General features: G+C 73.3%; 27 protein-coding genes. 15 read left to right on the top strand and 12 right to left on the bottom strand.

Features of this window, described 5'->3' with window-relative positions; genetic code table 11:
* Position 1 precedes the first annotated feature (1 nt).
* The 7 genes from EMA17_RS16765 to EMA17_RS16735 all read left to right on the top strand — a co-directional run bounded on the left by EMA17_RS16765 (position 2) and on the right by EMA17_RS16735 (position 8,393).
* Positions 2-748 carry an SDR family oxidoreductase gene (locus EMA17_RS16765; protein ID WP_126637826.1) on the top strand — a complete coding sequence of 249 codons (747 nt, stop codon included), beginning with the start codon at positions 2-4 and terminating at the stop codon, positions 746-748.
* Between the two features lie 58 nt (positions 749-806).
* Positions 807-1,985: an NAD(P)/FAD-dependent oxidoreductase gene (locus tag EMA17_RS16760; RefSeq protein ID WP_126637825.1), complete on the top strand. Its 1,179-nt coding sequence runs from the start codon at positions 807-809 to the stop codon at positions 1,983-1,985.
* The gene (locus tag EMA17_RS16755; RefSeq protein WP_126637824.1) at positions 1,982-2,920 is read left to right on the top strand and encodes an ACP S-malonyltransferase; all 939 of its coding nucleotides are present in this window, start codon (positions 1,982-1,984) and stop codon (positions 2,918-2,920) included. Before EMA17_RS16760 ends, EMA17_RS16755 begins: the two co-directional genes overlap by 4 nt.
* Positions 2,917-4,149 carry an SDR family oxidoreductase gene (locus EMA17_RS16750; protein ID WP_126637823.1) on the top strand — a complete coding sequence of 411 codons (1,233 nt, stop codon included), beginning with the start codon at positions 2,917-2,919 and terminating at the stop codon, positions 4,147-4,149. Before EMA17_RS16755 ends, EMA17_RS16750 begins: the two co-directional genes overlap by 4 nt.
* 191 nt (positions 4,150-4,340) lie before the next feature.
* Entirely contained in the window at positions 4,341-5,339 is a 999-nt protein-coding gene (locus tag EMA17_RS16745; RefSeq protein ID WP_160161429.1) for a helix-turn-helix transcriptional regulator, read from the top strand.
* Positions 5,336-7,378 (top strand): aldehyde dehydrogenase family protein, encoded by a 2,043-nt coding sequence (locus EMA17_RS16740; protein ID WP_126637821.1) that lies wholly within the window; start codon positions 5,336-5,338, stop codon positions 7,376-7,378. The genes EMA17_RS16745 and EMA17_RS16740 overlap by 4 nt, the downstream gene beginning before the upstream one ends.
* Complete coding sequence (locus EMA17_RS16735) at positions 7,347-8,393, top strand: zinc-dependent alcohol dehydrogenase family protein (RefSeq protein WP_126637820.1); 1,047 nt, start codon at positions 7,347-7,349, stop codon at positions 8,391-8,393. Before EMA17_RS16740 ends, EMA17_RS16735 begins: the two co-directional genes overlap by 32 nt.
* Here the strand turns inward: EMA17_RS16735 and EMA17_RS16730 are convergent.
* Together EMA17_RS16730 and EMA17_RS16725 are read right to left on the bottom strand one after the other, a co-directional pair.
* Entirely contained in the window at positions 8,380-9,657 is a 1,278-nt protein-coding gene (locus EMA17_RS16730) for an MFS transporter (RefSeq protein WP_218042860.1), read from the bottom strand. The two genes, EMA17_RS16735 and EMA17_RS16730, sit on opposite strands and share 14 nt — an antisense overlap.
* Entirely contained in the window at positions 9,654-10,583 is a 930-nt protein-coding gene (locus tag EMA17_RS16725; protein ID WP_126637819.1) for an NADP-dependent oxidoreductase, read from the bottom strand. Before EMA17_RS16725 ends, EMA17_RS16730 begins: the two co-directional genes overlap by 4 nt.
* 140 nt (positions 10,584-10,723) lie before the next feature.
* Between EMA17_RS16725 and EMA17_RS16720 the strand changes: the two genes are divergently transcribed.
* A complete protein-coding gene (locus tag EMA17_RS16720; protein ID WP_174861377.1) occupies positions 10,724-11,371 on the top strand; it encodes a TetR/AcrR family transcriptional regulator in 648 nt (215 codons plus the stop codon).
* Between the two features lie 42 nt (positions 11,372-11,413).
* On the opposite strand, the gene EMA17_RS16715 is transcribed toward EMA17_RS16720, so the two are convergent.
* Positions 11,414-12,061, bottom strand: coding sequence for a molybdopterin-dependent oxidoreductase (locus EMA17_RS16715; RefSeq protein WP_126637818.1), 648 nt, complete (start codon positions 12,059-12,061; stop codon positions 11,414-11,416).
* A 223-nt stretch (positions 12,062-12,284) separates the two neighbouring features.
* Between EMA17_RS16715 and EMA17_RS16710 the strand changes: the two genes are divergently transcribed.
* On the top strand, positions 12,285-12,944 hold the full coding sequence (locus tag EMA17_RS16710) for an NAD(P)H-binding protein (protein WP_126637817.1): 660 nt from the start codon (positions 12,285-12,287) through the stop codon (positions 12,942-12,944).
* 67 nt (positions 12,945-13,011) lie between these two features.
* On the opposite strand, the gene EMA17_RS16705 is transcribed toward EMA17_RS16710, so the two are convergent.
* Genes EMA17_RS16705 through EMA17_RS16695 form a run of 3 tightly spaced genes read right to left on the bottom strand, consistent with a single transcriptional unit; the run spans position 13,012 to position 14,290 of the window.
* On the bottom strand, positions 13,012-13,455 hold the full coding sequence (locus EMA17_RS16705) for an SRPBCC family protein (protein ID WP_126637816.1): 444 nt from the start codon (positions 13,453-13,455) through the stop codon (positions 13,012-13,014).
* Positions 13,456-13,469: 14 nt separating this feature from the next.
* Positions 13,470-13,829 carry an ArsR/SmtB family transcription factor gene (locus EMA17_RS16700; RefSeq protein WP_126637815.1) on the bottom strand — a complete coding sequence of 120 codons (360 nt, stop codon included), beginning with the start codon at positions 13,827-13,829 and terminating at the stop codon, positions 13,470-13,472.
* On the bottom strand, positions 13,826-14,290 hold the full coding sequence (locus tag EMA17_RS16695; RefSeq protein WP_126637814.1) for an SRPBCC domain-containing protein: 465 nt from the start codon (positions 14,288-14,290) through the stop codon (positions 13,826-13,828). Before EMA17_RS16695 ends, EMA17_RS16700 begins: the two co-directional genes overlap by 4 nt.
* A 195-nt stretch (positions 14,291-14,485) precedes the next feature.
* Here EMA17_RS16695 and EMA17_RS51780 point away from each other — a divergent pair, with 195 nt between their 5' ends.
* On the top strand, positions 14,486-15,088 hold the full coding sequence (locus EMA17_RS51780; protein ID WP_160161428.1) for a hypothetical protein: 603 nt from the start codon (positions 14,486-14,488) through the stop codon (positions 15,086-15,088).
* A 19-nt stretch (positions 15,089-15,107) separates the two neighbouring features.
* Here EMA17_RS51780 and EMA17_RS16685 read toward each other — a convergent pair whose 3' ends face one another.
* Together EMA17_RS16685 and EMA17_RS16680 are read right to left on the bottom strand one after the other, a co-directional pair.
* Positions 15,108-15,896 (bottom strand): aminotransferase class IV, encoded by a 789-nt coding sequence (locus EMA17_RS16685; protein WP_126637813.1) that lies wholly within the window; start codon positions 15,894-15,896, stop codon positions 15,108-15,110.
* A gap of 66 nt (positions 15,897-15,962) precedes the next feature.
* The gene (locus tag EMA17_RS16680; protein WP_126637812.1) at positions 15,963-16,853 is read right to left on the bottom strand and encodes an aldo/keto reductase family oxidoreductase; all 891 of its coding nucleotides are present in this window, start codon (positions 16,851-16,853) and stop codon (positions 15,963-15,965) included.
* A 93-nt stretch (positions 16,854-16,946) separates the two neighbouring features.
* On the opposite strand from EMA17_RS16680, the gene EMA17_RS16675 reads away from it, so the two are divergent.
* Positions 16,947-17,810 carry a LysR family transcriptional regulator gene (locus tag EMA17_RS16675; protein ID WP_126637811.1) on the top strand — a complete coding sequence of 288 codons (864 nt, stop codon included), beginning with the start codon at positions 16,947-16,949 and terminating at the stop codon, positions 17,808-17,810.
* Between the two features lie 68 nt (positions 17,811-17,878).
* On the opposite strand, the gene EMA17_RS16670 is transcribed toward EMA17_RS16675, so the two are convergent.
* From EMA17_RS16670 to EMA17_RS16660, 3 genes are all read right to left on the bottom strand, one after another.
* On the bottom strand, positions 17,879-18,751 hold the full coding sequence (locus tag EMA17_RS16670; protein WP_126637810.1) for an RNA polymerase sigma factor SigF: 873 nt from the start codon (positions 18,749-18,751) through the stop codon (positions 17,879-17,881).
* A 109-nt stretch (positions 18,752-18,860) separates the two neighbouring features.
* Positions 18,861-19,802, bottom strand: a complete 942-nt coding sequence (locus tag EMA17_RS16665; RefSeq protein WP_126637809.1) for an anti-sigma factor RsbA family regulatory protein — start codon at positions 19,800-19,802, stop codon at positions 18,861-18,863.
* Entirely contained in the window at positions 19,799-20,134 is a 336-nt protein-coding gene (locus EMA17_RS16660) for an STAS domain-containing protein (RefSeq protein WP_246126728.1), read from the bottom strand. The genes EMA17_RS16665 and EMA17_RS16660 overlap by 4 nt, the downstream gene beginning before the upstream one ends.
* Before the next feature lie 471 nt (positions 20,135-20,605).
* Between EMA17_RS16660 and EMA17_RS16655 the strand changes: the two genes are divergently transcribed.
* Positions 20,606-21,235, top strand: a complete 630-nt coding sequence (locus EMA17_RS16655; RefSeq protein ID WP_126637807.1) for a class I SAM-dependent methyltransferase — start codon at positions 20,606-20,608, stop codon at positions 21,233-21,235.
* A 182-nt stretch (positions 21,236-21,417) separates the two neighbouring features.
* On the top strand, positions 21,418-22,236 hold the full coding sequence (locus EMA17_RS16650) for an alpha/beta fold hydrolase (protein WP_126637806.1): 819 nt from the start codon (positions 21,418-21,420) through the stop codon (positions 22,234-22,236).
* A 112-nt stretch (positions 22,237-22,348) separates the two neighbouring features.
* On the opposite strand, the gene EMA17_RS16645 is transcribed toward EMA17_RS16650, so the two are convergent.
* Positions 22,349-22,942, bottom strand: a complete 594-nt coding sequence (locus EMA17_RS16645; RefSeq protein WP_126637805.1) for a class I SAM-dependent methyltransferase — start codon at positions 22,940-22,942, stop codon at positions 22,349-22,351.
* Between the two features lie 108 nt (positions 22,943-23,050).
* On the opposite strand from EMA17_RS16645, the gene EMA17_RS16640 reads away from it, so the two are divergent.
* Both EMA17_RS16640 and EMA17_RS16635 read left to right on the top strand, forming a co-directional pair.
* Complete coding sequence (locus tag EMA17_RS16640; RefSeq protein WP_126637804.1) at positions 23,051-23,692, top strand: helix-turn-helix domain-containing protein; 642 nt, start codon at positions 23,051-23,053, stop codon at positions 23,690-23,692.
* A 190-nt stretch (positions 23,693-23,882) separates the two neighbouring features.
* The gene (locus EMA17_RS16635) at positions 23,883-24,722 is read left to right on the top strand and encodes an SDR family oxidoreductase (protein WP_126637803.1); all 840 of its coding nucleotides are present in this window, start codon (positions 23,883-23,885) and stop codon (positions 24,720-24,722) included.
* Positions 24,723-24,837: the final 115 nt, after the last annotated feature.

The raw sequence follows: 24,837 nt of genomic DNA, 5'->3' as shown, positions 1-24,837 counted from the left end.
CATGGCGCGCACCACCCGACCGGTCGCGGTGGTGACCGGCGGATCACGCGGCATCGGCCGGGCCGTGGTGAAGCGGTTGGCCGAGGACGGCTTCGACGTCGTCTTCTGCCACCGATCCCGACCGGACGCCGCGGCGGAGGTCGTCGCCGAGGCCGGCGCGGCCGGCGCCACCGTCGTGGCCCACCGGGCCGACGTCCGCGACCCGCACGAGGCCCGCGCCCTCGTCGCCGTCGCCGACGCGCTCCCGGGACCGCTGTCGACCCTGGTCACGTGTGCCGGCATCGTGCGCGACGGGCCGCTGGCGCGGATGTCCGACGACGACTGGGACGAGGTGATCCGCACCAACCTGGACGGCACCTATCACGTCTGCCGCGCCGCCGCCCTCGCGCTGATGCGGCACGGCGCCGGCTGCATCCTCACGCTGTCCTCGATCGCCGCCGCGCACGGCAGCGCCGGACAGAGCAACTACGCCGCGTCCAAGGCGGGCATCGTCGGCTTCACCACCTCGCTGGCCCGGGAACTCGGCCGCTTCGGCGTGCGCTCCAACGTGGTCGCCCCCGGCCTGATCGGCACCGACCTGACCGCCGAACTGCCGGACGCCGCCCGGGCATCCATCGTCGACCGCGTCCCGCTGCGTCGCCCGGGCACCCCCGAGGAGGTCGCCGACCTGGTCTCGTTCCTGGCCTCGGACCGGGCCCGCTACATCAACGGCCAAGTGATCGGGGTGGACGGCGGGTTGCTCCTGTGACCGCCCACCCGACCCCCGAGCGGCCCGACACGTGGCGTTCGGGAGCGAGGAGTTCGCGATGTACGACGTGATCGTCGTCGGTGCCCGCTGCGCGGGCGCGCCGACGGCCATGCTGTTCGCCCGCGCCGGATACCGCGTCCTGATGCTGGAACGGGCCCGGTTTCCGCGCGACACCCTGTCCACCCTGTACATCCACCAGCCGGGCGTGGCCCTGCTCGACGCGTGGGGTGTACTCGATCGGGTCACGGCCACCGGCTGCCCGCCGATCACGGCCGCGACGCACCGCCTGGGAGAGGTGACCCTGGCGGGCGCGCCGACCCCGATCCGGGGCATCGACGCGGCCTACGCACCGCGCCGGTATCTGCTCGACACCGTGCTCGCCGAGGCCGCGATCGCCGCGGGCGTGGAGTTCCGCGAGCACTGCGCGGTGACGGACGTGCTCTTCGACGGCGACCGGGCCGTCGGCGTGCGCTGGCGCGCCGGGGCGAACACCGGCACCGACGCCGCCGCGCTCGTCGTCGGCGCGGACGGCATGCGGTCCGTCGTGGCGGACGCGGTCCGGGCCCCGGTGACCCGGGAGAACCCCGTGCTCAGTTGCGTCTACTACGGCTACTGGGAGGGGGTGCCCGCGGACCGGTTCGAGGCGTACGCCGTGCGCGGACACTGGGTGGGCTGCGTGCCGACCAACGACGGTCGCACGCTGATCGGCGTCTACCGCCCGCAGGCCGCGTACGCGTCCCTGCGGGCCCGCCCCGAGGCCGGCTACCTCGCCGGCCTCGCCGCGGCCGCGCCCGAGTTGTCCGAACGGGCCCGGGCCGGTACCCGGGTGGAGCGGCTCTTCGGCTGCGGCACCCAACTCAACTTCTTCCGCGGCGCGTCCGGACCGGGCTGGGCCCTGGTCGGCGACGCCGGCCACCACAAGGACTCGATCACCGCCGACGGCATCACCTCGGCCTTTCGGCAGGCCGCCCTGCTCGCCGCCTGCGTGGGCGCCGACCTGCGGGACGAACCGCTCCTGCGGGCGGCGTTGCGGCGCTTCGCCCGGCACCGGGACCGGTTGCTCGCCGACCGCTACGCCGACGCCCTCGCGCTCGCCCGGCTGCGCCCCGATCGAGGGCGGGAACGGCTGGCCGCGATCGCCGACGACCCGGCGCTGACCCGGCTGTTCCTGGACCGGGCGGCCGGGCCCGCGCCGGATCCGACGGACGTACTCCAAGAGGGGCGGGTATCCGCGTGACCACCACTTTCGGCATCGCCTTCCCCGGCCAGGGCGGCAAGGCCGCCGTCCTCGCCGGGGCCCTGCGCACGCACCGCCGGCACCCGCTCGTGGCCCGGCTGCTCGACACCTTCGACGCGGCCGACCCGGGCGCCTTGGACCTGGCCGACACGGCCGTCAACCAGCCGGCCATGTGCGCCGCGGGCATCGCCGCCGTCGAGGCCGCCTTCGGACCGGCCGCCCGGCCGGCGGTGACGGTCGGACACAGCCTCGGCGAACTGACCGCCGCCGCGTGCGCCGGATTCCTGGACACCCGCGACGCGTTCGACCTGGCGCTCGCACGGGGCGCGCTGTGCCGGGCGCAGAACCTCCGCCGGCCGGGCGCCATGGTCGCCGTGGTGGGCGCCGGGCCGGCCGACATCGAGTGGCTGCGCCGCCGCGTACTGGCCGAGCGCGGCGGCCTCCTGGAGATCGCCGGCCTGAACAGCGCGCGCCAGGTGGTGTTGTCCGGCGACCCGGCGGCCGTGCGCGAGACGGTGCGGCTGGCCGCCGAACTGTGCCTGCGCGCGGAGCCGTTGCCCATCGCCGGGGGTTTCCACAGTCCGCTCATGATGGACGCGGTCCCGGATTGGCGCGCCCGGCTGGCGGCCGTGCGTTTTCGCCCGGGCACCGCGCGGTTCGTCTCGGCGATCGACGCACGGGCGCACACCGACCCGGACGAGGTGCGCGAACGGCTGGCGCGGGGACTGGTGTTGCCGGTCCGCTGGCACGAGGCGCTGCGCACGGTGCGCGAGTTGGGCGTGCCCGGACTGATCGACGCGGGCCCCGGGGACACCCTGCTCCGACTCGGCCGCCGGGATCGCACGATGCCCTTCGTCGGCGTCGGCGAAGCGGCCGCGGGCTCGACGGCGCCGAATCCGGCCGACCGCCGCGAACGCGCGGGCGGCCTCGCGTGATCCGCGACGCCGTCCCCGACCCCACCCGAACCGGCCCGGCGGCACGCGGCGCGGATCCGCGCGCGGACGCGCTGCTGGACCCGGACATCGTCCCGACCGCCCCGTCCGCCCCGCGACGGCCCACGTCCGACCGCCGGGTCCTGCTCACCGGCGGGACCGGCTTCCTCGGCGCCTTCCTCCTGCGCGAACTCCTGGACCGCACCGACGACGACGTGTGGTGCCTGGTCCGCGCCGACAGCCCGCAACACGCGCGCCGACGCCTCCAGGAGACGATGCGGCGCTACCTGCTGTGGGACACCGACACGGCCGCCCGGATCGTCCCGGTCGCGGGCGACCTGACCCGGCCGCGCCTGGGTCTGGCCCCACGATCGTGGTCCAGACTCGCCGAACGTGTCGACGTCGTGCAGCACTGCGGGGCGCGGGTCGGGCACGTCGCGGGCTACGCGCCGTTGCGGGACGCCAATGTGCGCGGTACCGCCGAGGTGTTGCGGCTGGCCTGTGCGGACCACGTCAAGCCGGTGCACTTCGTCTCCACCGCCGCGCTGTCCGGCGACCCGGCCGATCCCGCCGGGCGACCCCCGCCGTCCGGGCCGGGAGCGACCGGCTACGTCACGAGCAAATGGGTCGCGGAGCGGCTGGTGCACCAGGCCGGCGAGCGGGGTGTGCCGGTCGCCGTGTACCGCCCCGGGCGGATCGGCGGCCACTCGGTCACGGGCGCGTGCCAACTCGACGACGCCATCTGGAATCTCGTACGCGCGGTGGTGCTCCTGGGGGCGGTGCCCGACGCCGCCGCCTCCCGGGTGTCCTTCACACCCGTGGACCATGTGGCGCGTGCCATCGTGCGTCGGCACCCCGACATCCCGTCCGGCGCACCCGTGCGTTATCTGCTCAACTCCGCCGCGATGCCGCTGCGCACGCTGCTCGAACACGTGGCGCGGCGCTTCCCCCTCGCCGTGGTACCGCCCGACGAGTGGTGCGCGCGGCTGTGGGACGCGCGGCACGGGCACGACGGCGCGCTCACCCGGGCGAGCCTGCTGCTGACGTCGTACCGGGCGCTGCTCGACGGAACCGCTCGACCGCCCGTCGCCGACCCGCGGGGCGATCCGGCCGAGGCGGACGAGACCGGCGTCGGGTGCCCGCCGCTCGACGGCGGGCTGATCGACGCCCATCTCGACTACTTCGAGTCGGTGGGTTTCCTGCCGGCCGCCGCACCACGATTCCCGGCATGACGGTCCACCGAATTTTCGGCAACGATCGGGATTTCGGCCGTTTCCCGTCCCGCCCATTCGACCGACGCGCCGACCGGCCGATTCGTATCGTCGGCGTAAGGAACAACCGACTGGGCCGCGGACAACGCTCACACGGCCTTGACGCGCGTCTCCCTAGTCTTCTCGAGACACGATCCACGGGGAGCTCGATCATGGTTCAGCGGTTCGCATTAACGATTCCTCCTGCCGTTCTCATCGTCAGTGACACTCCGGAGCATTCCTTCGACGGAACACGGCTCCTTCCGGGCCTGGACACCATGATCGGCACGGTCGCCGGCCGTCGACCCGAGTGGCTTCGGGTCGGGCCGGCCGGCCGTGACGCCGTACCCCGCGAGCGACTTCGCGCCTCGGCGGCCGGCGCCCACGCGCTGGTGTTGTTGACCGCCGTACGCAACAACTCCTTTTCCGGCGAGATCAAACTCGCCCTCGACCACCTGGCCGGCGGCCCGGTGCGGCGCAAACCGGTGGGCCTGGTCTCGGTGGGTGCCGCGCGCGGGACCCACGCGGTGGACCATCTCCGGGTCGTGCTGGCCGCGTTGGACGCGGTGGTCATCCCCAGCGCGCTGACCGTACCCGGCCCTCCGGCCGCCGTCCCGCGGCGGCGTGCGGCACGGGCCGAGCCGCCGCCCGGCACGCTGAGCGGCTTCGTCGAGGAACTGCTCTGGTTCACCGGCCGGTTGCGTGCGGACGCGCCGAACACACCCGCCGCCGAACTCCCCGCGGCCGACCCGGTGGCGGAACAGGTCGACTCCGCCGTGTCCTTCATCCGGGAGAAATTCGCCGACAACGAACTGACCCTCGGACTGGCCGCCCGGGCCGCGCACATGAGCAAATACCACTTCTCGCGGACCTTCAAGAAACGAACCGGTCACAGATTCATCGATTTCGTCACGGAACTCCGGATGGAACTCGCGCGTTCACTCCTGCTGGAAAGCGATCTGCCGGTGGCCGACATCTGCCTGCGGGTCGGTTATCGGGACCTCAGTCATTTCCAGCGCACTTTCAAGGCGACCTACTCGCTGTCACCTTCCGTGTTCCGATCTGCGGCGCGGGCCGGATTCACGCCGAACGACGTCGGAGCGCCCGAACCGGCGGATCCCGCGGCACGGCGACCCGCCCTGTGCGCGCCCGGCGAAGGGGGCCGATCATGAGCGGCCCGGTGCCGCACTACCTGTGCGGCCGCCGGCAGCCGCCCGCCGACCGCGGGATCGCGCGCCGACACGCGGTGCACGGACACGAGGTCTTCCGGGTCACCACGACCGGGATCGACGCCGCCCCGGCCTTCGCGTACGCCCGGACGGTGGGCATCCCCGCGCTGCGCGGCACCGACTTCGCCGAGCGGGCCCGGTCGCTGCACCGACTGGCCCGCCTTCTCGCGGGCCGGCGGGAGGAGTTCGTACGCCTCCTCGCCCACCTGGGCACCTCGTCGGCCGACGCCGTACGGGACATCGACGGCGGGCTGGAGGCGATGCGGCGGCGCGCCGCGGCGATCACCCGACGACTGGCCGACGGCGGTGCCACGGCGGACGGGCGGCTCCTGGTGGACGACGGCCCCGGGGCACGGGGTTCGGCGAGCCGGTCGGTGCTCGACGCGCCGCCCGGTGTCGCGGTGCGGATCGGCGGCTTCAGCCTGCCCGCGACCGGCCTGCTCGGCGCCTTCGCCGACACGTTCGTCGCGGGCGTGCCGGTCGTCGTCCGGCCGTCGCACCGCACCGCGCAGGTGGTGGCCCACCTGGTCCGAGGGATCGTCGAGAGTGGGGAAATCCCGGACGGGGCGCTCCAGTTCGTATCCGGGCCGACCCGCCTGGCCGACCATCTCACCGCGCACGACCTGCTCGGCTTCACCGGGACGTCGGCCACCGCCCGGCGGGTGCGCGGTCGGCTCGCGACGCTCCGGGCCGCGCCGCGCGAGGACTTCGCCACCGACGCCCTGGACTGCGCGGTCCTCGGCGTCGACGGGGTACCGGGCACGGCGGCCTTCGCGGTGTTCGTGGATCGGCTGGTGGCCGCGATAACGGCGTACACGGGGCAGACGAGGGCGGCGGTGCGGCGGGCCTTCGTGCCGGCGCCGCTGGTGGACGTGGTGGCCGAGGCGGTGGCCGCCGCCCTGGACGAGGTGCGACCGGGTGACCCGGACACGCCCGGGGCGGGCATGGGGCCGCTGATCGACGCTTCGCATCGACGGCGTGTCCTGGTCGGTGTCGCCCGGCTGCGCGGGGCGACCCGGACGATTCGCGGCACGCCGGGGCGGATCGCCGCGGTGGCCGACGAGGGGCGGTTCGGCGCCTACCTGCCGCCGGTGCTGCTGGTCGCCGACGACCCCGGACGCCGCGAGGTGCACGAGGTGGAGGCGTTCGGGCCGGTCGGCACGCTGCTGCCGTACCGCTCCTCGGCCGACATCCGCGACGTGCTCACCCTCGGCGGTCGCGACCTGCACGGGTGGGTGGTCACCGAGGATCCCGCGACGGCCCGCGACCTGGTCCGCGCGCTGACGCCGACGCACAGCCGCGTCGAGATCGTCGACCCGCACGCGCCGTCCGCCGAGCCGAGCGCTCCGTACGACCCGGACGACCTCGGTGCGTTCCTTCGCCGACCGAGCGGAACGCACGTCCTGGCCTCGCCCGGGCACCTGGCGGCGGTCACCGACCGATGGGAGCCGGGCGCCCCGCGCGTGTACGGCCCCACACACCCCCTGCGCCGCCGGCTCGGCGAGGTGCGCGCCGGCGACGCCGTGACGGTCGGCCCGCGCACGGTCACCCGGGACGACATCGACCGTTTCGCCGAACTCACCGGCGATCGTTACTACCTGCACACCGACGAGGCCGGCGCGGCCGGGCATCCGCTGTTTCGCGGAATCGTCGCGCACGGCTACCTGGTGCTGTCCCTCGCGGCCGGCATGTTCGTCCCACCCGAACCCGGACCCGTCCTGGCCAACCGCGCCCTGGAGAACCTGCGCTTCCTGGCCCCGGTGCGCCCGGGCGACGCACTCACCGTCACCCTGACCGCCCGGCGGATCACCCCCCGCCCCGGTGCCCGGCACGGCGAAGTGCGTTGGCATGTCGAGATCGTCAACCAAAACGCCCGACCGGTCGCCGACTTCGACCTCGTCACCCTCACCGCCGACCGGCCCACCGACGCCGGGGACAAGGACACGACACATGCGCGCCACCACCATTCACGGCCCCTATGACATCCGGGTCGAGGACGTACCCGACCCGCGCGTGGAACAGCCCGACGACGCCGTGGTCCACGTTCTGCGCGCATGCGTGTGCGGCAGCGACCTGTGGGCCTACCGGGGGCAGTCCGCCCGGGTGCCCGGACAGCGCATCGGGCACGAATTCGTCGGCACCGTCGTGGCGACCGGCTCCCGGGTGCGCTCGGTGCGCCCCGGCGATCTGGTCCTCGCGCCGTTCACCTGGTCCGACGGGGCCTGCGTGTTCTGTACCGAGCGCCTGCCCACCTCCTGTACGAACGGCGGGATGTGGGGCGCGGTCGGGTCCGACGGCGGCCAGGGCGAGGGCGTCCGGGTGCCGTTCGCCGACGGGACCCTGGTCAAGGTGCCCGCCGGGGCCGCCTCGGACGAGCGACTGCTGCGCGGCCTGCTGGCGTTGACCGACGTCATGGGTACCGGCCACCACGCGGCGGTGAGCGCCGGCGCGCGACCCGGTGCGACGGTGGCCGTGGTCGGCGACGGCGCGGTCGGGCTGTGCGCCGTCCTGGCCGCCCGACTGCTCGGCGCGGAGCACGTGATCGCGCTGGGCCGACACCCGGACCGCCTGCGCCTCGCCCGCGAGTTCGGCGCCGCCGACACGATCACCGAACGCGGTGAGGCGGCCGTGACGGCGGTGCGCGAGGCGACGGGCGGGCACGGTGTGCACGCGGCGATCGAGGCCGTCGGCAGCGCGGAGGCGATGCGTACCGCCGTCGGCGTCACGCGCCCGGGCGGCGCGATCGGATGGGTGGGCGCCCCGCACGGCAGCGGCGAGGGACTGGACGTCGGCGCGCTGTTCATGAACAACCTCACCCTGCGGGGCGGCATCGCGCCCGTCCGGTCCTACATCCCCGAGTTGTTGCCGCGCGTGCTCGACGGCACCCTCGACCCCTCACCGGTGTTCGACAGCGCGATCACGCTCGAATCGATCGCCGACGGATACCGGGCCATGGACGAGCGCAGCGCCCTGAAGGTCCTGGTCACCCCGACGTGAGGGCCCGGCTGTCGACCACATGTGTCGGGGCGCGGAGGTTTCGCACCTCGGGGACGGCCAGTGCTCCCACCGTCACCAGCACGATCAGCGCCGCGCACAGCAGCAGCGCGTGATGCGCGCCGACGGCGTCCGCGAGGGGGGCGGCGGCGACGAGGCCCAGCGGCCCGAACATGAACGAGCCGAGCCCGTCGTACGCCGCCACGCGCGACAGCGCCTCGCGCGGTATCTCCCGCTGCATCGTGGTCTCCCACATCACGCCGAAGACGTCGAAGGCCGCGCCGGTGACGAACGCGCCGAGGGCGACGACGTATACCGGGGCGCCGATGCCCAGAAGGGTGATCGGCAGGGCCACCGCGAAGACCATCGACGTGGCCACCAGCAGGGGGCGGCGGGGACGGAGACGGATGGCCAGGAAGACACCCGCGAGTGTGCCGAGGCCCTGTCCGACCAGGATCGCCGACCAGGCCGGGGCTCCGCCGAGATCGGCCTTCGCGACCACAGGACCGAGGACACCGAAGGCGGCCTGCATCGCGGCGATCACGAAGGAGAACTGGAGGACGATCACCCACAACCAGCGGCGGGACGCGAACTCCCGTCGGCCCTCCCGGAGATCGCTCATCATGGAGGTCCGCCTCCGACCCGTCCCGGGGGTCGGGCGCAGGGCGGCGAGCAGTGCCGCGGACACCACGAGCCCGACACCGTTCACCGCCAACGCCCACCCGGCCCCCAGCAGCGCCACCGCGCCGCCCGCCGCCGCCATGCCCAGCAGGCGCGCGCTGTTGACGCCCAGGCGCAGCACGCCGTTCGCCGTCTGAAGGTGCTCGTCCCGGACGATCTCGGGCACCACGCCGGTGAGCGCCGGGTAGTAGAGCGCGAGTGCGATGCCGGTGGCGGCGGCGAGGAGCGCGATGCCCCACACCGGCGCGTGTCCGGTGACGAACATCGTCGCGAGGCCGAAGAACGCCGCGGCGGAGGCCAGTTCCGCCGTCAGCATCAGCCGGGTGCGGGAGATCCGGTCGGCGACGACCCCGCCGAACAACATCAGGGCGATCTGCGGCACCGTCTGCGCGGTCAGCACGACCGTCAGCGTCGTGGCACTCGCGCCCGGCAGGTCCAGGACACCGAAGGCCAGCGCCACGGGGCCGAAGGCGGCGGCCAGTACGGAGATCGAGCGCGCCAGGAAGAGGAGTCGGAACCGCCGGTCGTCGAAGAGGTCACGACCGCGCGTCCCGCCCTCCGGCGCCGCGTCGCGCACCGTCGTCACGGCAGGTCCACCGCGAGTACGACCTTGCCGCGGCCGTGGCCGGTCTCGACGGCGCGATGCGCCCGCGCCGCGTCGGCCAGCGCGTACGTCGCGCGCAGGTGCACGACGAACCCGCCCCCGCTCCACGCGTCGGCCAGTTCGCCGAGCAGTTCGCCGCTGCGCGCGCCGCTCCACTCGCGCAGGCCGAGTTCGCGGGCGGCCTCGTCGGAGATCATGGTGAGCACCCGGTCGCGGTCCCCGGTGAGTTCGACGGAGTCGCGGAGCGCTTCGGGACCCGCCGCGTCGAGTGCCGCGTCGACGCCGTCCGGGGCGATCGCCCGTACCCGCTCGACCAGGCCCGGGCCGTAGGTCACCGGGACCGCGCCCAGGGAGCGCAGATAGTCGTGGTTCGGCTCGCTCGCCGTGCCGATGACGGTCGCGGCTCCCCACGCCTTCGCGAGTTGCACGGCGATGGTGCCGAGACCGCCCGCGGCCCCGTTGATCAGCACGATGTCCCCCGGCCCGACCGAGAGTTGCCGCAGCGCCAGGTGCGCGCCCTGCCCGTTGCCGGACAGTCCCGCGGCGATCTCCCAGGGCATGCCGGGAGGCTTGCGGGTGACCTGGTCGGCGGGGACGACGATGAACTCGGCGTACGCCCCCGTGGTCGCGAAGCCGAGCACCTCCGTTCCGGGTGGGAGCCCCGCGACCCCCTCGCCGACCTCGTCGACCACGCCCGCGAACTCGTTGCCGGGCACGATCGGTTCGGCCGGGAACCCGGGCGTCATCGCGGGCGGGAACCGCCCGGCGCGCAGGGCGGTGTCGAAGGGCATGACGCCGGCCGCGCGCACCCTGACGCGCACCCGGCCCGGCCCCGCGTGCGGGGTGGGGATCTCGGCGATGTGCAGGACCTCGGGTCCGCCGAACTCCCTGGCGATTGCGGCCTTCATGGTTCCGCCTCCTCGGCGACCGAAACGGCGGGACGGACCACGCACGGGGCGTGGACCGGCCGCCGGGAAAAATAACGGAGTGGAATGCTCCGTTAAACTATAACGGAGCGATCCACTCCGCAATGGATATCCTGGTGACCATGAGCACGAGCGAACGGCCGCGCAAGCGTGGCCGCCAGGCCGAGGCGGCGCGCAACGACCGGCGGCTGCTGGCCGCGGCGCGCGAGGTCTTCACGAGCCAGGGCGCCGACGCCCCGGTGTCCGCCGTCGCCGAGCGGGCGGGCGTGGGCATCGCCACGCTGTACCGGCGGTACGGCACCAAGGAGGAACTGCTCCAGAAACTCACGGTGTCGGCGGCCGAGCAGTATTCGGAGGCCGCGCGGACCGCGCTCGCCGCCGAGGACCCCTGGGAGGGACTGGCCGGTTATGTACGCGAGTGTGTCGATTTCGGCCCGGGTTCGCTCGCGCCGATCGCCGGGACGGTCCGCTTCACCCCGGAGATGGCCGAGGCGGGCCGCGTCTCGGACCGGTTGGCCGACGAGGTCGTGGCCCGCGCCCACGCCGCGGGCGTACTGCGGGCCGACGCCACCACCATCGACGTCTTCCTGGTGATCGAGCAGTTCTCCCGACGCCCGCCCGTACCGACGCCGGCGGACGCCCACGCCCGGGAGCGGCTGGTCGCCCTGGTCCTCGACGGCCTGCGCGCCCGCCCGGACAACACCGACTTCCCGCTCCCCGGCCGGCCGCCCTCGGCGGAGCGCTACGACGAACTGTGGCGCAGGGACTGAACCCGACGGGCCGGCGCCGCCGGGCACCGGGGCTCGCGGGCGTCAGCCGCCGTGGTCGGGGCCCTCGTTCGACCCGGCCTCCTGGTGGGCGTACCGCTGCTCGCGCCAGGGGTCCCCGAGGGTGTGGTAACCGCGTTCCTCCCAGAAGCCGCGGCGCTCCTCGGTCGGATACTCGACGGCTCGGAGCCACTTCGCGCTCTTGTAGCCGTACAGGTGCGGCACCACCAGCCGCAACGGGAAGCCGTGTTCGGCGGTCAGGGCCTCGCCGCCGCGATGGGTGGCCAACACCGTGGTGGGCGCGGCGAAGTCGGCCAGGCGCAGGTTGGCGCTGTAACCGTACTCCGCCCACGCCATCACGTGGGTGACCGCCGCCGCGGGCGGGACCAGCTCCAGCAGGCTCGCCGCGGGGATGCCGAACCACTCGTGGTCGGTCGAGGTGACGCCTTGGGCGCAGTGCAGATCCGCGACCACGGTGATCCGCGGCAGCGCCGGGTGGGCGATGAACTCCGCCCAGTTCCAGGCCCGTTCGCGACCGTCGGCGGTGGCGCCGAAGATCCGCAGGTCCCAGCGGTCGGGGCGGAACACCAGGACCGGGCCGTAGTGGGAGACCGGCCAACCGCGCACCCGCCGCTGCCCCGGGGGCAGTTCGCCGCGGTCGGCCGGTGGCGGGGTCGGCGGTTTCGGGCTCATGGCCGGCCGGCTCCTCGATGACGTGGGACGACGAGTGTGGAGCCGCTGCCGGCTCGCATTCGCGACCCTATGCCCTGCTTCGGGTCCGCAGGTGCCGGGGGCGACCGGTCCGGGCCCCGCCGGCGTGACGGCGAAGGGGTACGACCCCGCCGATCCGCACGGGGCGCGGGCGGCGGCGCGTGGTGCCGCGTGCCGATCGTCGCCGGGGCGTATGGTCGTGCTCATGCGTATTGTCATCGCGGGTGGTCACGGCCGAATCGCGCTGCGGCTCGCCCGGCTGCTGCACGGGCGTGGAGACGAGGTCGCGGGGATCATTCGCCGGCCGGAGCAGGCGGGCGACGTGTCGGCGGCGGGTGCCGAGCCCGTCGTGTGCGACCTGGAGTCGGCGCCGGTCGCCGACGTCGCCGGGCACCTGGCGGGCGCGGACGCGGCCGTATTCGCCGCCGGAGCGGGGCCGGGCAGCGGGGCGGCCCGCAAGGACACGGTCGACCGTGCGGCGTGCGCGCTGTTCGCGGACGCGGCCGAGGCGGCCGGCGTACGGCGCTTCGTCGTCGTGTCCGCCATGGGCACGGACGGGGAACCCCCGGAGGGCACCGACCCGGTCTTCGCCGCCTACCTGCGGGCCAAGGGCGCGGCGGACGCCGATGTACGGTCGCGGGCCGGACTCGACTGGACGGTCCTGCGGCCGGGACGGCTGACCGACGAACCGGGCACCGGCACGGTGGCACTGGCCGCGTCCACCGGGCGCGGGCCCGTCACCCGCGACGACGTGGCGGCCGTACTCGCCGCCCTGCTCGACACCCCCGAAACGGCCGGGCTGACGCTGGAACTGATCGGCGGGAACGTGCCGGTGGACAAGGCGGTCGCGACGGTCGCCGGCTGATTCGCCGGGCCGGCGCCGTGATCGGCGCCGGCCCGGGTCCGGAGCGGGGCCGGCGCCGACCGGTCGGTCAGTGCCAGTCGCCGATCCGCACGTCGCGCGGCTCGGGGGCACCCTCCCCGGTCTCCAGGAGTTGCTTGAGGCTCATCAGGAAGACGGCCCACTTGGTGCCGCAGTGGTGCATGAACTCGACCGGCTCACGCCAGCCCTCGTGCCTGAACAGCACGATGGTGAAGTCGCCTTCCTTGCGGAGGTTCCACTCCACAAAGGTGCCGACCCACTCCTCCGGCCCGTCGACGACCTCCCAGCGCACGAGCCGTCCCGGGTCGAGTTCGACGACCTTCATGTCGAATCCGCCCGGCCCGAAGCGGAATTCGATCACGCCGCCGAGGTCGGTCTCCCCCGATGTCTTCTCGGTCCACCAGCCGGACAGGCCGGCCACTGTGGTGAGCGCCTCGTACACCTGCTCCGGCGAGGCGTGCTCGACGCCGATGCGGTGAAGGATGTCTGCCATGTCGGTGTTCCTCTCTACTGCTTTCCGGTCTTGTCGGTCGATTCCCCGGCGCGCCGGATCGTCTCGGCGATGCGCTTGATGCGCCGCAGGCGGGCGTCCCAGCCGGCGCCGACATCGGCGAGTTGGGCAACGGCGCGGGCGAGTTGGGCCTGATCGACGCGGAACAGCCGCTCGCGGCCCGCGGTGGTGGCGTGTACCAGGCCGACCCGGTCGAGGACGACGAGGTGCTTGGCCACCGCCTGGCGGGTCACCGGGAGGTGCTCGCTCAGGCTGGTCGCCGTCCCGCCGCCATCGTTCAGCAACAGGTCGAGCATGCGGCGCCGGATCGGGTCGCCGACCGCCGACCAGAGGTCGTCGTCCACCACCACGCTCATGCGCCCGCTCCGACTTTCGCGGCATACGTCGGCAGCCGGGGCAGGTAGTGGTCCCAGCCGGTGGTGTGTTCGGCGTACTCGGCGGCGATCTTCGCCTCGTCCCAGCCGCGCTCGCGGAAGCCGCTCTCGGTCATCCGCAGGAGCGTCCCCGTGCCGGCGGGTTCGAGGGCGAAGACGACCAGGTTCGAGTTGCCCGAGGCGGCCGGCTCCCCTTCCGGGTGGGTCCACCGGAAGGAGAACAGCCGCGGCGGCACGGCCTCCACGACCGTGAACCGCATCCAGGTGCCGTCGCCCTCCGCGCAGTTCCCGAAGCCGATCCGCCCCTCTCCCCCGGGCACGGCCGGGAACTCCGCCTCGTCCGGCCACCACTCGCGCAGGTGCTCGGGGCTGCTCACCACGTCGAAGACGACCTCGGGTGAGGCGTCGATGTGGATCTCCCGCTCGATCGTTCCGAATTCCATGTCCGCCACCTTCTGCAACGTTTGGTTGCACGTCAGCTTAGCCGACGCCTCCGGAAATACGCAACCATTGGTTGCATGAGGATGTGGGCCGCGTGTCGCGCCGGCCGCTTCGCACCCCGCGCGTTCGGGCCGGCCCCTCGGCCGAAAGCCGATGGTAGGCTCGCCGCGCTCGGACGACGTACATACGGGGGTATTGTGAGCGATCAGCCGAAGTGGGCCTGGTGGGTCGTGGGGATCGTGATCCCCGTGGTGGGGATCATCGTGACGGTCCAAGTGGCCACGAAATCGGATTCCGACGACGACAAGTCGCGGTCGACGAACAACAGCGCCCCGATCAACACCCCCGCGTCGAGCGGCGGGAACGGGTCGCCCGCGGGCAAACCCGCGACCGACCCGGCGACCGCGCCCGCGGCGAACGCGCCCGCGAAGAAGCTCGCCGGACCGATGAAGGTCACCCTCAAGCCGGGCGCCGAGAACGTCGACCTGGACACCTCGTCGCCGTTCGGCCAACCCGGATCGAAGGGTGCCGACGCGTGGGTCGGGTTCAACCTCCCGGACCTGGCCCTCGGCCCGATCAAGTCGGGCAACGTCGTGGCCATCGTCTCGCCCGACGGCCCCGAACCGACCAGGGACGACTGCGCCCAGGCGATCGCCAAACGCGGCACCTACACGAGCGGCGAACTGTCCCAGGGCACGCGCCTGTGCTTCCAGACCGACGAAGGCCACACCGCCTACCTGCGCATCACCAGTGTGCCCACCCGCTCCGCGGTCACCTTCGAAGCCACGGTCTGGGAGTAGTCCAACCGCCGACGGGTGGTCAGATCCGGTCCCACCCGACCGACCCGTACAGTTCGGCCAGCGTCGCCGTCAGCGCGGTGTCGACCGGGATCCGCACGTCGTCGATCAGCCGGACCGGCGCGATGCCGCGCGAGTTCGTCACGAACGCGGCCCGGAACGAACCCACCTCGGACAGATGGACCGGGCCGCGCCGGGAGGGCAACGGACCTGTGGAGAGCGCCCGTTCGAGCAACTGCATGGTGATGCCCTCCAGGACCGGCGCGTTCGGCCAGACCAGCGAAGTGCCGTCGTGGAAGACGATGTTGGTGATCGCGCCCTCCGCGACGACCCCGTCCGGACCGGTCAGGAGCGCCTCGTCGAAGCCCTCGCGGGCGACCAGTCGCCGATAGTGGGCCTGCCCGAAGTCCCCGACCCGCTTGATGTGCGCCACGGACCGCAGGTACGGAACGGACCGCAACGCCTGCGGCGCGCCCGACATGTCCCCCGGCGGGCGCACGGTGACCAGCACCGCGACCGCCCCGTCCTCGTCCGCGGCGAACACGTGCACCCGCACCGACGCGTCGAGAACGTCGTCGGCCAGCGCGTGCCGGATGTACCGCCGAACCAGATCCCCGTCCAGGGCGCTGCCGAACAACTCCCGATTGGCCGCGTCGAGCCGCCGAAGGTGATCCGCCAGCCCACGCACCCGCCCACCACGCACCTGCATCGCGGTGAAGTGCCCATAGCCCCCCACGGCAACGGCGTGCAGCCGATCCACCGTCGTGGCCCGCCCGTCGACCTCGACCCGCGCCCCCACCAAGTCACCCATGCCACCGACAATAGCCACCCCACCCGGCCGATTCCCCACTCCCGCCGCCGAGGAATCGGGCCGTCGTCACCGGCGGCGGTCGATCCCGTCCAGTTCGGTGAGGTCTTCGGCGGAGAGGGTGAGGGCCGCGCCCGTGATGTTCTCGTGGAGGTGGGGCAGCGAGGAGGTGCCGGGGATGAGGAGGATGTTCGGTGAGCGTCGCAGCAGCCAGGCGAGGGCGATCGACGTGGGGGTCGTGTTCAGGGCGTCGGCCACGGTGGACAGCGTCGTGGACTGTAGTGGGGTGAAGCCGCCGAGGGGGAAGAAGGGCACGTAGGCGATGCCCTGGTCGGCGAGTTCGTCGATCAGCGCGTCGTCCTGGCGGTGGGCGAGGTTGTACATGTTCTGCACGGCCACGATCGGGGCCATCGCCCGCGCCTCGGCGACCTGTTCCGGCGTCGCGTTGCTTACTCCGAGGTGGCGGATCAGGCCCTGGCGTCGGAGTTCGATCAGGGTCGCGAAGGGCTCGGCGAGCGAGCCGGGGCGCGGGCCCTGGGCGTCGCCGAGCCGGAGGAGGACCACGTCGAGCGTGTCGAGGCCGAGGTCCTCGAGGTTTTCGTGGACGGCGCGGCGCAGCTCCTCGGGCCGACGGGCCGGGGGCCAGCCGCCCTGCTCGTCGCGGACCGCGCCGACCTTGGTCACGATGTGCAGGGATTCGGCATAGGGGTGCAGCGCCGCACGGATCAGCCGGTTGGTGACCCGCGGTCCGTAGGCGCCGGCCGTGTCGATGTGGGTGATCCCGAGGGCGGCCGCCTCGCGCAGGACGGCGAGCGCGCCCGCGTGGTCGGCGGGCGGGCCCATCACGCCGGGGCCGGCGAGCTGCATGGCGCCGTAGCCGAAGCGGCCGACGGTGAGATCGCCGAGGGTCCACGTACCGCCGGGCAGTGTCGGGGAGGGGGTCTTGGTGGTTTCGCTCATGCCGTCGATGCTCGCTCGTGGGCCGGTGGCGCGGCCAATACCGATCCAGTGCCCTGTCATACCCGGTGGGTATCACCGAGGTACGTTGGGACCATGGACACCCTGGAGACCCGCGAGCTGAGGTATTTCGTCGCGGTCGCGGAGGAACTGCACTTCGGCCGCGCCGCCGAACGCCTCGGGATGGCCCAGCCGCCGCTGTCCCGGGCCATCCAGCAGCTCGAACGGCGCCTCGGCGTCCGTCTGTTGCAGCGCAACCGCCGGGGCGTCGCGCTGACCGGAGCCGGCGAGATGTTGCTGCACGAGGGCCGCGCCGCCCTCGACGCGACCACCGCCGCCGCGCGCCGCACGCGGCGTGCCGGTGGCGCCGACCGGCCGGGCGGCCGGCGCAACCGGCTGGTGCTGGCGGTGAAGGCCGGCGCGTCCCACGAGTTGCTGCACAAGCTCCTCGACGCCTACGCGGCCGAGCCGGACGCCGCCGAGATCGAGGTCTTGCCGAGCGGGCTGTGCGAGCAGGCGGAGCTGCTGCGCGACGGCCGCGCCGACGTGGCGCTGATGCACGCGCCGTTCAACTCCCTGGCCGGGTTCGACAGCGAGGAGCTGATGACCGAGGGGCAGATCGCCATCCTGCCCGCCGGACACCCCCTCGCCGCGCGCAAGTCCCTGTCCCTGGCCGACGTCGGCGACATCCCCGACCTCCCGCTCGCCCGCTGGCCCCGGCACGGCACGTACGCGCCCGGCCCGGGCCCGGAGATCCGCGACCAGACGCAACTGGCCCAGCTGATCGCCCTCGGCCGCACCGTCGCCGTCTTCCCCGAATCCGCCCGCGCCTGGTTGTGGGCCGAGCACACCGCCGTCCCGCTGGTCGACGCGCCCCCGGTCGTCACCCACATCGCCTGGCCGGCCCACAGCCGCTCACTCGCCCTCGCCGGCCTGATCCACACGGCCACACACCTCTGACCCACCCACCGACCCCTGGAATACGCCGGGACCGCGGCCGGTCGGCAACGGTGCGGGCGTCGGTCGACCTAGTCGGCCAGGAGTTGGGCGCGCAGGGTCGCGACGGTGCGGCTGATCAGCCGGGAGACGTGCATCTGGGAGATGCCGAGGCGCTCGCCGATCTCGGACTGGGTCAACTCCTCGCCGAAGCGCAGGGACAGGATCTCCCGATCGCGCGGGCCGAGCGCGGCGATCAGCGGCTTCAGGGCGACCAGGTTCTCCGTCATCCCATAGCCGGGCTCGACGAACACCGCCCGGGCGGCCAGGGCCGGCGTGGACCCCTCGTCGTCGGGAGCGGGGGCGTCGAGGGACACGGTCGAGTAGGCGGCGGAGGCGATCAGGCCCTCGTCGACCTCCTCCACGCTCACGCCCAGCCGCTCCGCGAGTTCGGCGGGGCCGGGCTCGCGGTCGTGTTCGGTCGTGAACGCCTCGCGGGCCCGGGCCAGTTCCAGGCGCAGTTCCTGGAGCCGGCGCGGCACGTGGACCGACCACGACGTGTCGCGGAAGAAGCGCTTGATCTCGCCGGAGATGGTCGGGATCGCGAAGGTGGGGAACTCGACCCCCCGTGCGGGATCGAACCGGTCGATGGCCTTGATCAGTCCGATCGTCCCGGTCTGGACCATCTCCTCGGTGGTCTCGGAACGCGACCGGAACCGACCGGCGACGTACCGCACGAGCGGCAGGTTCAGCTCGACCAGGGTGTTGCGCACGTATTGGTATTCGTGCGTGCCCTCCTCCAGCGCCCTCAGCCGCACGAACAACACCTTCGACATCGCGCGCGCGTCGACCGCGCCCACCGCCGTCGGGTCCTCGATCCTCGGGAGACCGTCGACCGCCCCACCCTCCGGCGCGGCACTCGCGGAGTCGGCGGAGGTCGACACGCTCACCGTGGACAAGGTCATCTCGGCTCCCAGGGGTTGTCGAATGCGGCACGGGCCCCCTACCCGGATCGTTGACTGGTACACCCATTCGAGTGTGTCGGAGGTCACGCCCCCCGCCCGGGCGCGCCCGCTACCGGTCGTGGTTCAGGCGCAGCCGCACGGTCGTACCGGAGTCGGTGGAGCGGATCTGGACCAGGTCGCAGAGTTGGTTGGCGATCCACAGGCCGCGTCCGCCCTCGACGTCCGGGTGCGGGATGTGGCGTCCGGCCAGCGGGTCGTCGACCCTGCCCGTGTCGCGGATCTCGCAGACCAGGGTCGTGCCCTCGTCCCACAGGTCGACCTCGCCGTGTCCGCCGCCGTGGACGATGCTGTTGCCGGCGATCTCGGTGACGACCAACAGGACGTGCCCGACGTACGCCCGAGGAGCCTCGCCCAGTCGACCGCGGACGAAGGCGCGTACGCGGGCCAGTTCCCCGGCCGCGAAGGCGAGGTGTTCGGCGTGCTCGGGGACGTCCGGAAGCGGCGGCCCGCTCAGTGTGGCGGCGTAGTGGTCCGAACCCGGGTGGGCGTGCCGGTACTCGGCTCCGGCGTCCAGGACCCGGGGGTGGGAGTGTCGGACGGCGTCGATGACCGAGGGGTCGAGGGTGGTGACGTCGTACGGACACAGGAGTCGCCACGGCACGCCGTCGAACGCCAGGTTGAGCAGGGATTCGTGGTGGCGGCACTCGACGAGTTCGGCCTCGGAGCGGCCCGCCCAGACGGGTTCGCCGATCCCGCGGAACGCCCGGGGGCCCTGGTCGTGGGTCCATTGGCGCCAGGCAGGGATGATCCGCGCGGGGTTGCGGCCCACACGTTCCATGTCGATCCAGGTGATGTGCTCGGCGTCGGCGGCCAGTTCCTTGCGCAGGGCACCGGCGCGGGGCTCGATCACCGCGACGGCGACGGCCTCGTCCGCTTCGAGACCCGCGCGGACGAACGCGGCCGTGCGGTCGACGAAGTCGTCGAGACCGGCATAGAGAAGGGCATCGTGTCGGAATGTGTCACGGAAGGTGTCCGGTCCGGAAACGGTCATCGCCGCACCGTCCTCTCGAGCACCAGCCCGGGCGCCCCGTCCCAACCCGCGAGCGACACCAGGTCGCACAACTCCACCGGGGCCGAGCGCACGACCACCGACAGACCCGACGGCATGCGCCCCGCCGTCTCCACCAGGGTCCGTACACCCGCCACGTCGATGAACTCCAGGAACGCCGCGTCCACACATACATCCCCCGCGCAGCCGACCCGCTGGGCGTCCAACACGGAACGCACGTGCACACAGTTGTCCGCGTCGACCTCCCCCGCCAACCGCACCACCGAGGGCGGCCCCACCCGCTCGACCCGGAGCACCCCGTCCGCATAGACCATCGCCACGAAAGCCCCACCGCCCTTCCCGCCGGATCCTAACCGCAGCCGGCCCCACTCGACGGCGCGATCCCCGCCGGGCTCCTCACCCTCCGGTTTCGTGGCCCCGCCCGAACGAGTCGCCCGGGGGACGCGGGGGGCGCGCTCCCCGGGCGACTCGAGTCACCGGGCGGATGCTCACGCGGCCCCGGACGTCGGCGTCGCGGTCGACTGCTTCCCCGCGATCGCGATTCCACTCCGGGCAAAACCACCGAAGCGCGGTGCACGGCTCGCGCGGCGCCGGGAGCGGCCCGTCGCGGGCCCGGTCGCGGACGCACGAACCGCGTCGCGCCCGCGAAGCGGGCCGTACCCGGCAGTTCCGAGTCGACCTTCCACCCCCGCCGAGCCGGCGGAACCGCCCGTGCGCGCCCAACCGCCGTGTCCTCGTTGTCCCTTCGTCCGGAGCGGCGTGCGGGGATGCTAGCTTGCCTTTCCGTGACGGGGCACCAGGACGAGACCAGGACGGCCTACGACGGCGTCGTCGAGTTGTACGCGTCGATGTTCGCCGATCGGTTGGAGACACAGCCGTTCTCGCGGAACATGATCGGCACCTTCGCCGAGTTGGTGCGCGGGACGGGCAACCCTCGGGCGGCCGACGTCGGGTGCGGGCCCGGACATCTGACGGCCATGCTGCACGAGCTGGGACTGGACGCCTTCGGGCTCGACCTCTCCCCGGGCATGGTCGAGCACGCCCGGCGAGCGCATCCGACGCTGCGGTTCGACGAGGCGCGGATGGAGGCGCTGCCGGTCGAGGACGCCGCGCTCGGCGGCATACTGGCCCACTACTCGATGATCCACACCCCGCCCGGCGAACTACCCGCGCTGCTCGCCGAGCAGGTACGGGTCCTGGCACCGGGCGGTCTGCTCCTGGTCTCGTTCTTCGGGACCGACGGGCCGGAGCCGATCCGCTTCGACCACAAGGTGGCACCCGCCTACAGCTGGCCGGCGGACCGCTTCGCCGGGCTGCTGGCCGAGGCCGGCCTCGTCCCGTTCGCCCGCCTGCTCCACGACCCGGCCTCCGAACGAGGCTTCCTCGACACCCACCTGCTGGCCCGCCGTCCCTAGGGCGGACCGGTGTCGTTCGAACGATTCGCGGACCCGCCGGACTGCCGGCACGCGCACCCCGGCCGGCACGCCCGAAGACCCCGCTGCGGAAGAATTCTCGACGCCCGTGTCGATCGGGCCCGTTCCCGTTCGTCGTCATGGTGAGGAGGCGGAACGACCGCCTCGCCGCCCGAGGAGGACTCATGACCACGAACGTTTCCGTCACCACCGGCACCCTCGAGGTCCCCGACGCCCGCCTGTATTACGAGGTACGCGGCACCGGCCCCCTGATCGCGCTCGTCGGCGCCCCGATGGACGCGGACGCCTTCGCGCCACTGGCCGACCTGCTCGCCGCCGATCACACCGTGCTCACCGCCGACCCCAGGGGCATCAACCGCAGCCCCGTCGACGATCCCGACCAGGACTCCACCCCGGATCTGCGCGCCGCCGACCTGGCCCGGCTCATCGACCGGCTCGACCTCGGACCGGCGACCGTCCTGGGCTCCAGCGGCGGAGCCGTCACCGCCCTGGCCCTGGCCCGGACCCGGCCCGACCGCGTACACACCGTCGTCGCCCACGAACCCCCGCTGGTCGAACTCCTGGACGACCGCGAGCGCCTGCACGCCGGCACCGACGACATCATCGCCACCCGCCTGCGCGGCGATGTCACCGGCGCCTGGGCCAAGTTCCTGGCCCAGGCCGACATCGTGTTGCCCGACGGCGTGCTCGAGACGATGTTCGGCGCGGACCGCACCCCGCGCGAGGAGGCCGACGAACTTCGTTGGTTCGCGCACGAGTTGCGCGCCACCACACACTGGCGACCGGACCTCGCCGCACTGCGTACGGTGGCCACGCGCGTCATCGTCGGCATCGGCGAGGGCTCCACCGGACAACTCTGCGACCGCACCTCCCGAGCCCTCGCCTCCGCGCTCGGCAGCGAACCCGTGCTCTTCCCGGGCGACCACACCGGCTTCGTCGACGACCCCGCCGGGTTCACCACCCGCCTGCGGGAAGTCCTCTGACCCCCACCACGGCCCCGCCCGCGCCGCGAGGGCACCGGCACGTACGGTGACACCGGGCCCTCCGGCGGCGGACGCCGGTGCGGCCCGCTTCGGCGTCGTCGCCCTCCGCCGCTCACGAAACGCGCACCGCCCGCAGGACGGAGTCGCGGGTGTGGTGTGTACCGGCGGGCGTCGCGGCGTCGCGGGGACGGGTCTCGTTGATCAGGACGTCCCAGCCCGGATCGAGCAGCCGGGCGACATCGTCCGGCTGGTAGTAGTCGGCGGGGTCGAAGCCCTTCCCGTCCGCGACGAGATCCACCGGAGCGTGGGTGGCGAAGAGCAGCGTGCCACCGGGGGCGACGGCATCCAGCAGGCCACGCAGCGCCGCGTGGCCCGGTCCGCGACGAAGCGGGAAGTACTGGACGGACACGAGGTCGAACGCCCCCACCCGAGGTGGCACGGCGGTGACATCGGCCCGCACCCAGGTCACCCGACCGTCGCCGTCGCCACCTGCGGCACGTCGCAGGGCGACCTCGGAGACGTCGACCGCCTCGACCCGCCACCCCCGCCGCGCCAACCACAGCGCGTCGGCTCCTTCGCCGCACCCGACGTCGAGCGCCCGCCCCGGCGACAGGTCGACGGTCTCGGCGACGAGCACCCCGTTGGGGTTGCCGCTGAACACCCGCTCGCGGCCGCGATACATCTCGTCCCAGCGTTTCGCGTCCATGGCGCCCGGTCCTCTCGTTGCTCCTCGCTGACGAAGCCAAGGTGCGCCCGGGACGGCAATCGAGCAACGTTCTTTGCGGAAACCGCAAAGCGCGGAGACAGTGGTCTCATGAGCGAAGACTTCGACGCGGTCCTGGCCGCGGTCGGACCCCGGCTGCGCGCGCTGCGCCGGCGTCGCGGCGTCACGCTGGCCGCCCTGTCGGAGACCACCGGCATCCCGATCAGCACGCTGTCCCGCCTGGAGTCCGGACACCGCAAACCGGGCCTGGAACTCCTGCTGCCCCTGGCCCGGGCCCACCGGGTGCCCGTCGACGCGTTGATCGGCGCACCGGACGACGTCGACCCCCGCGTGTATCCGCGGCCCCTCACCCACAACGGCATGACCGTCGTACCGCTGACCCGCAAACCCGGCGGACTGCAGGCGTTCAAGCAGATCCTGCCCGCCGGCCTGACCGACGGCCGCGAACCCGACGCCCGTTCCCACGAGGGCTACCACTGGCTCTACGTGTTGCGGGGCCGCCTGCGCATCGTCCTCGGCGACCGGGACTTCGTGCTCACCGACGGGGAGGTCGCCGAATTCGACACCCACCTCCCGCACTGGTTCGGCAACGCCGACGAACACTCCGTCGAATTCCTGAGCATCCTCGGCCCCCAGGGCGAACGCATCCACATCAGAGCCCGCCACCGACCCGACGACCTCGACCCGGAGGATCCGGGATCCCGGGGCACCGCGGACGCCTCGGGAGTGTGACATCCGCCGAGGTCCTCGGGCGCGAAGTCGCGTGCCCCGCGGGCGCGCGCTTCATCCCCGGGATCCGGAGGCCCGCGAGGGACGGGCGGCACCATGCGGAACGTAATGTTCCTAATGGCGTCCTACCTTCGGTGTCGAGCGGGACGAGGACCCCAACGAGGTCCTCGCCCGTCACGAAAGGGGAACGACGATGATCCTGGTCACCGGAGCCACCGGACACTTCGGCCGGCAGACCGTCGAGGCGCTGGCCGCGGCGAAGGTCCCGGTGCGCGCCCTGAGCCGCGACCCCGAGCGGGCCGGGCTGCCGGCGGAGGCCGAGGTGGTCCGCGGCGACTTCACCGATCCCGCCACGCTCACCGAGGCGTTCGACGGGGTGACCGCGCTGTTCCTGACGCTGCCGTACGGAACCGCCCCGGACGCGTTGCTCGACGCCGCCCGCGGGGCCGGGGTGCGCCGCATCGTGTTCCTGTCCTCGGGCGCGGTGGTCGACGGCGCGCCCGTCCAGCCGAACGTGATCGCCGCCTACCACGCCCGGGTCGAGCAGGCGGTGGCCGCGACCGGGATCGCGCACACGTTCCTGCGGCTGTTCTTCCCGGCGATCAACTCGCTGGCATTCGCGATGCAGTTGGCACACGGCGACGTGGTGCAGGCCCCCTACGCGGGCGCGACCACCGCGCCGGTACACGAGCGCGATGTCGCCGACGCCGCCGTCCGGGTCCTCACCGACGAGGGACACGCGGGCCGCACCTACCTGTTGACCGGCCCCGAGGCGCTGACCCAGACCGACCAGGTGCGCCTGCTCGGGGAGGCGCTCGGCCGACGGCTCGTCCTCGAGGAGGCCGACGCCGCCTCGGTGCGCGAGGGGATGGCCGCGTTCATGGACGCCGACTTCGTCCACGCCCTGTTCGACCTGATGGAGGAGACCGTCGACACACGCCCCGAGATCACCCCCGCCCTGACCCGCCTCACGGGCACCACCCCCCGCACATACGCCCGCTGGGCGGCCGACCACGTCGCCGACTTCGCCTGATCCACCCCGGCCCCACGACCGACCGCGCCCTCGGTCGACGTGGACCCACACACGTGGCGGCGCGACCCGCCGGTGCGGCGCGCCGGTTCCCGGCCGAGCCGATCGGCTCGGCCGG

The organism is Embleya hyalina (assembly GCF_003967355.1).
Lineage (GTDB): Bacteria > Actinomycetota > Actinomycetes > Streptomycetales > Streptomycetaceae > Embleya > Embleya hyalina.
This window is presented reverse-complemented; position numbering and strand designations above follow the sequence as displayed.

Coding starts and splice junctions, on each gene's coding strand:
- EMA17_RS16765 (WP_126637826.1), top strand. CDS start 2: ATGGCGCGCACCACCCGACCGGTCGCGGTGGTGACCGGCGGATCACGC.
- EMA17_RS16760 (WP_126637825.1), top strand. CDS start 807: ATGTACGACGTGATCGTCGTCGGTGCCCGCTGCGCGGGCGCGCCGACG.
- EMA17_RS16745 (WP_160161429.1), top strand. CDS start 4,341: ATGGTTCAGCGGTTCGCATTAACGATTCCTCCTGCCGTTCTCATCGTC.
- EMA17_RS16740 (WP_126637821.1), top strand. CDS start 5,336: ATGAGCGGCCCGGTGCCGCACTACCTGTGCGGCCGCCGGCAGCCGCCC.
- EMA17_RS16735 (WP_126637820.1), top strand. CDS start 7,347: ATGCGCGCCACCACCATTCACGGCCCCTATGACATCCGGGTCGAGGAC.
- EMA17_RS16725 (WP_126637819.1), bottom strand. CDS start 10,583: ATGAAGGCCGCAATCGCCAGGGAGTTCGGCGGACCCGAGGTCCTGCAC.
- EMA17_RS16720 (WP_174861377.1), top strand. CDS start 10,724: ATGAGCACGAGCGAACGGCCGCGCAAGCGTGGCCGCCAGGCCGAGGCG.
- EMA17_RS16715 (WP_126637818.1), bottom strand. CDS start 12,061: ATGAGCCCGAAACCGCCGACCCCGCCACCGGCCGACCGCGGCGAACTG.
- EMA17_RS16710 (WP_126637817.1), top strand. CDS start 12,285: ATGCGTATTGTCATCGCGGGTGGTCACGGCCGAATCGCGCTGCGGCTC.
- EMA17_RS16705 (WP_126637816.1), bottom strand. CDS start 13,455: ATGGCAGACATCCTTCACCGCATCGGCGTCGAGCACGCCTCGCCGGAG.
- EMA17_RS16700 (WP_126637815.1), bottom strand. CDS start 13,829: ATGAGCGTGGTGGTGGACGACGACCTCTGGTCGGCGGTCGGCGACCCG.
- EMA17_RS16695 (WP_126637814.1), bottom strand. CDS start 14,290: ATGGAATTCGGAACGATCGAGCGGGAGATCCACATCGACGCCTCACCC.
- EMA17_RS16685 (WP_126637813.1), bottom strand. CDS start 15,896: ATGGGTGACTTGGTGGGGGCGCGGGTCGAGGTCGACGGGCGGGCCACG.
- EMA17_RS16680 (WP_126637812.1), bottom strand. CDS start 16,853: ATGAGCGAAACCACCAAGACCCCCTCCCCGACACTGCCCGGCGGTACG.
- EMA17_RS16675 (WP_126637811.1), top strand. CDS start 16,947: ATGGACACCCTGGAGACCCGCGAGCTGAGGTATTTCGTCGCGGTCGCG.
- EMA17_RS16670 (WP_126637810.1), bottom strand. CDS start 18,751: ATGACCTTGTCCACGGTGAGCGTGTCGACCTCCGCCGACTCCGCGAGT.
- EMA17_RS16665 (WP_126637809.1), bottom strand. CDS start 19,802: ATGACCGTTTCCGGACCGGACACCTTCCGTGACACATTCCGACACGAT.
- EMA17_RS16660 (WP_246126728.1), bottom strand. CDS start 20,134: ATGGTCTATGCGGACGGGGTGCTCCGGGTCGAGCGGGTGGGGCCGCCC.
- EMA17_RS16650 (WP_126637806.1), top strand. CDS start 21,418: ATGACCACGAACGTTTCCGTCACCACCGGCACCCTCGAGGTCCCCGAC.
- EMA17_RS16645 (WP_126637805.1), bottom strand. CDS start 22,942: ATGGACGCGAAACGCTGGGACGAGATGTATCGCGGCCGCGAGCGGGTG.
- EMA17_RS16640 (WP_126637804.1), top strand. CDS start 23,051: ATGAGCGAAGACTTCGACGCGGTCCTGGCCGCGGTCGGACCCCGGCTG.
- EMA17_RS16635 (WP_126637803.1), top strand. CDS start 23,883: ATGATCCTGGTCACCGGAGCCACCGGACACTTCGGCCGGCAGACCGTC.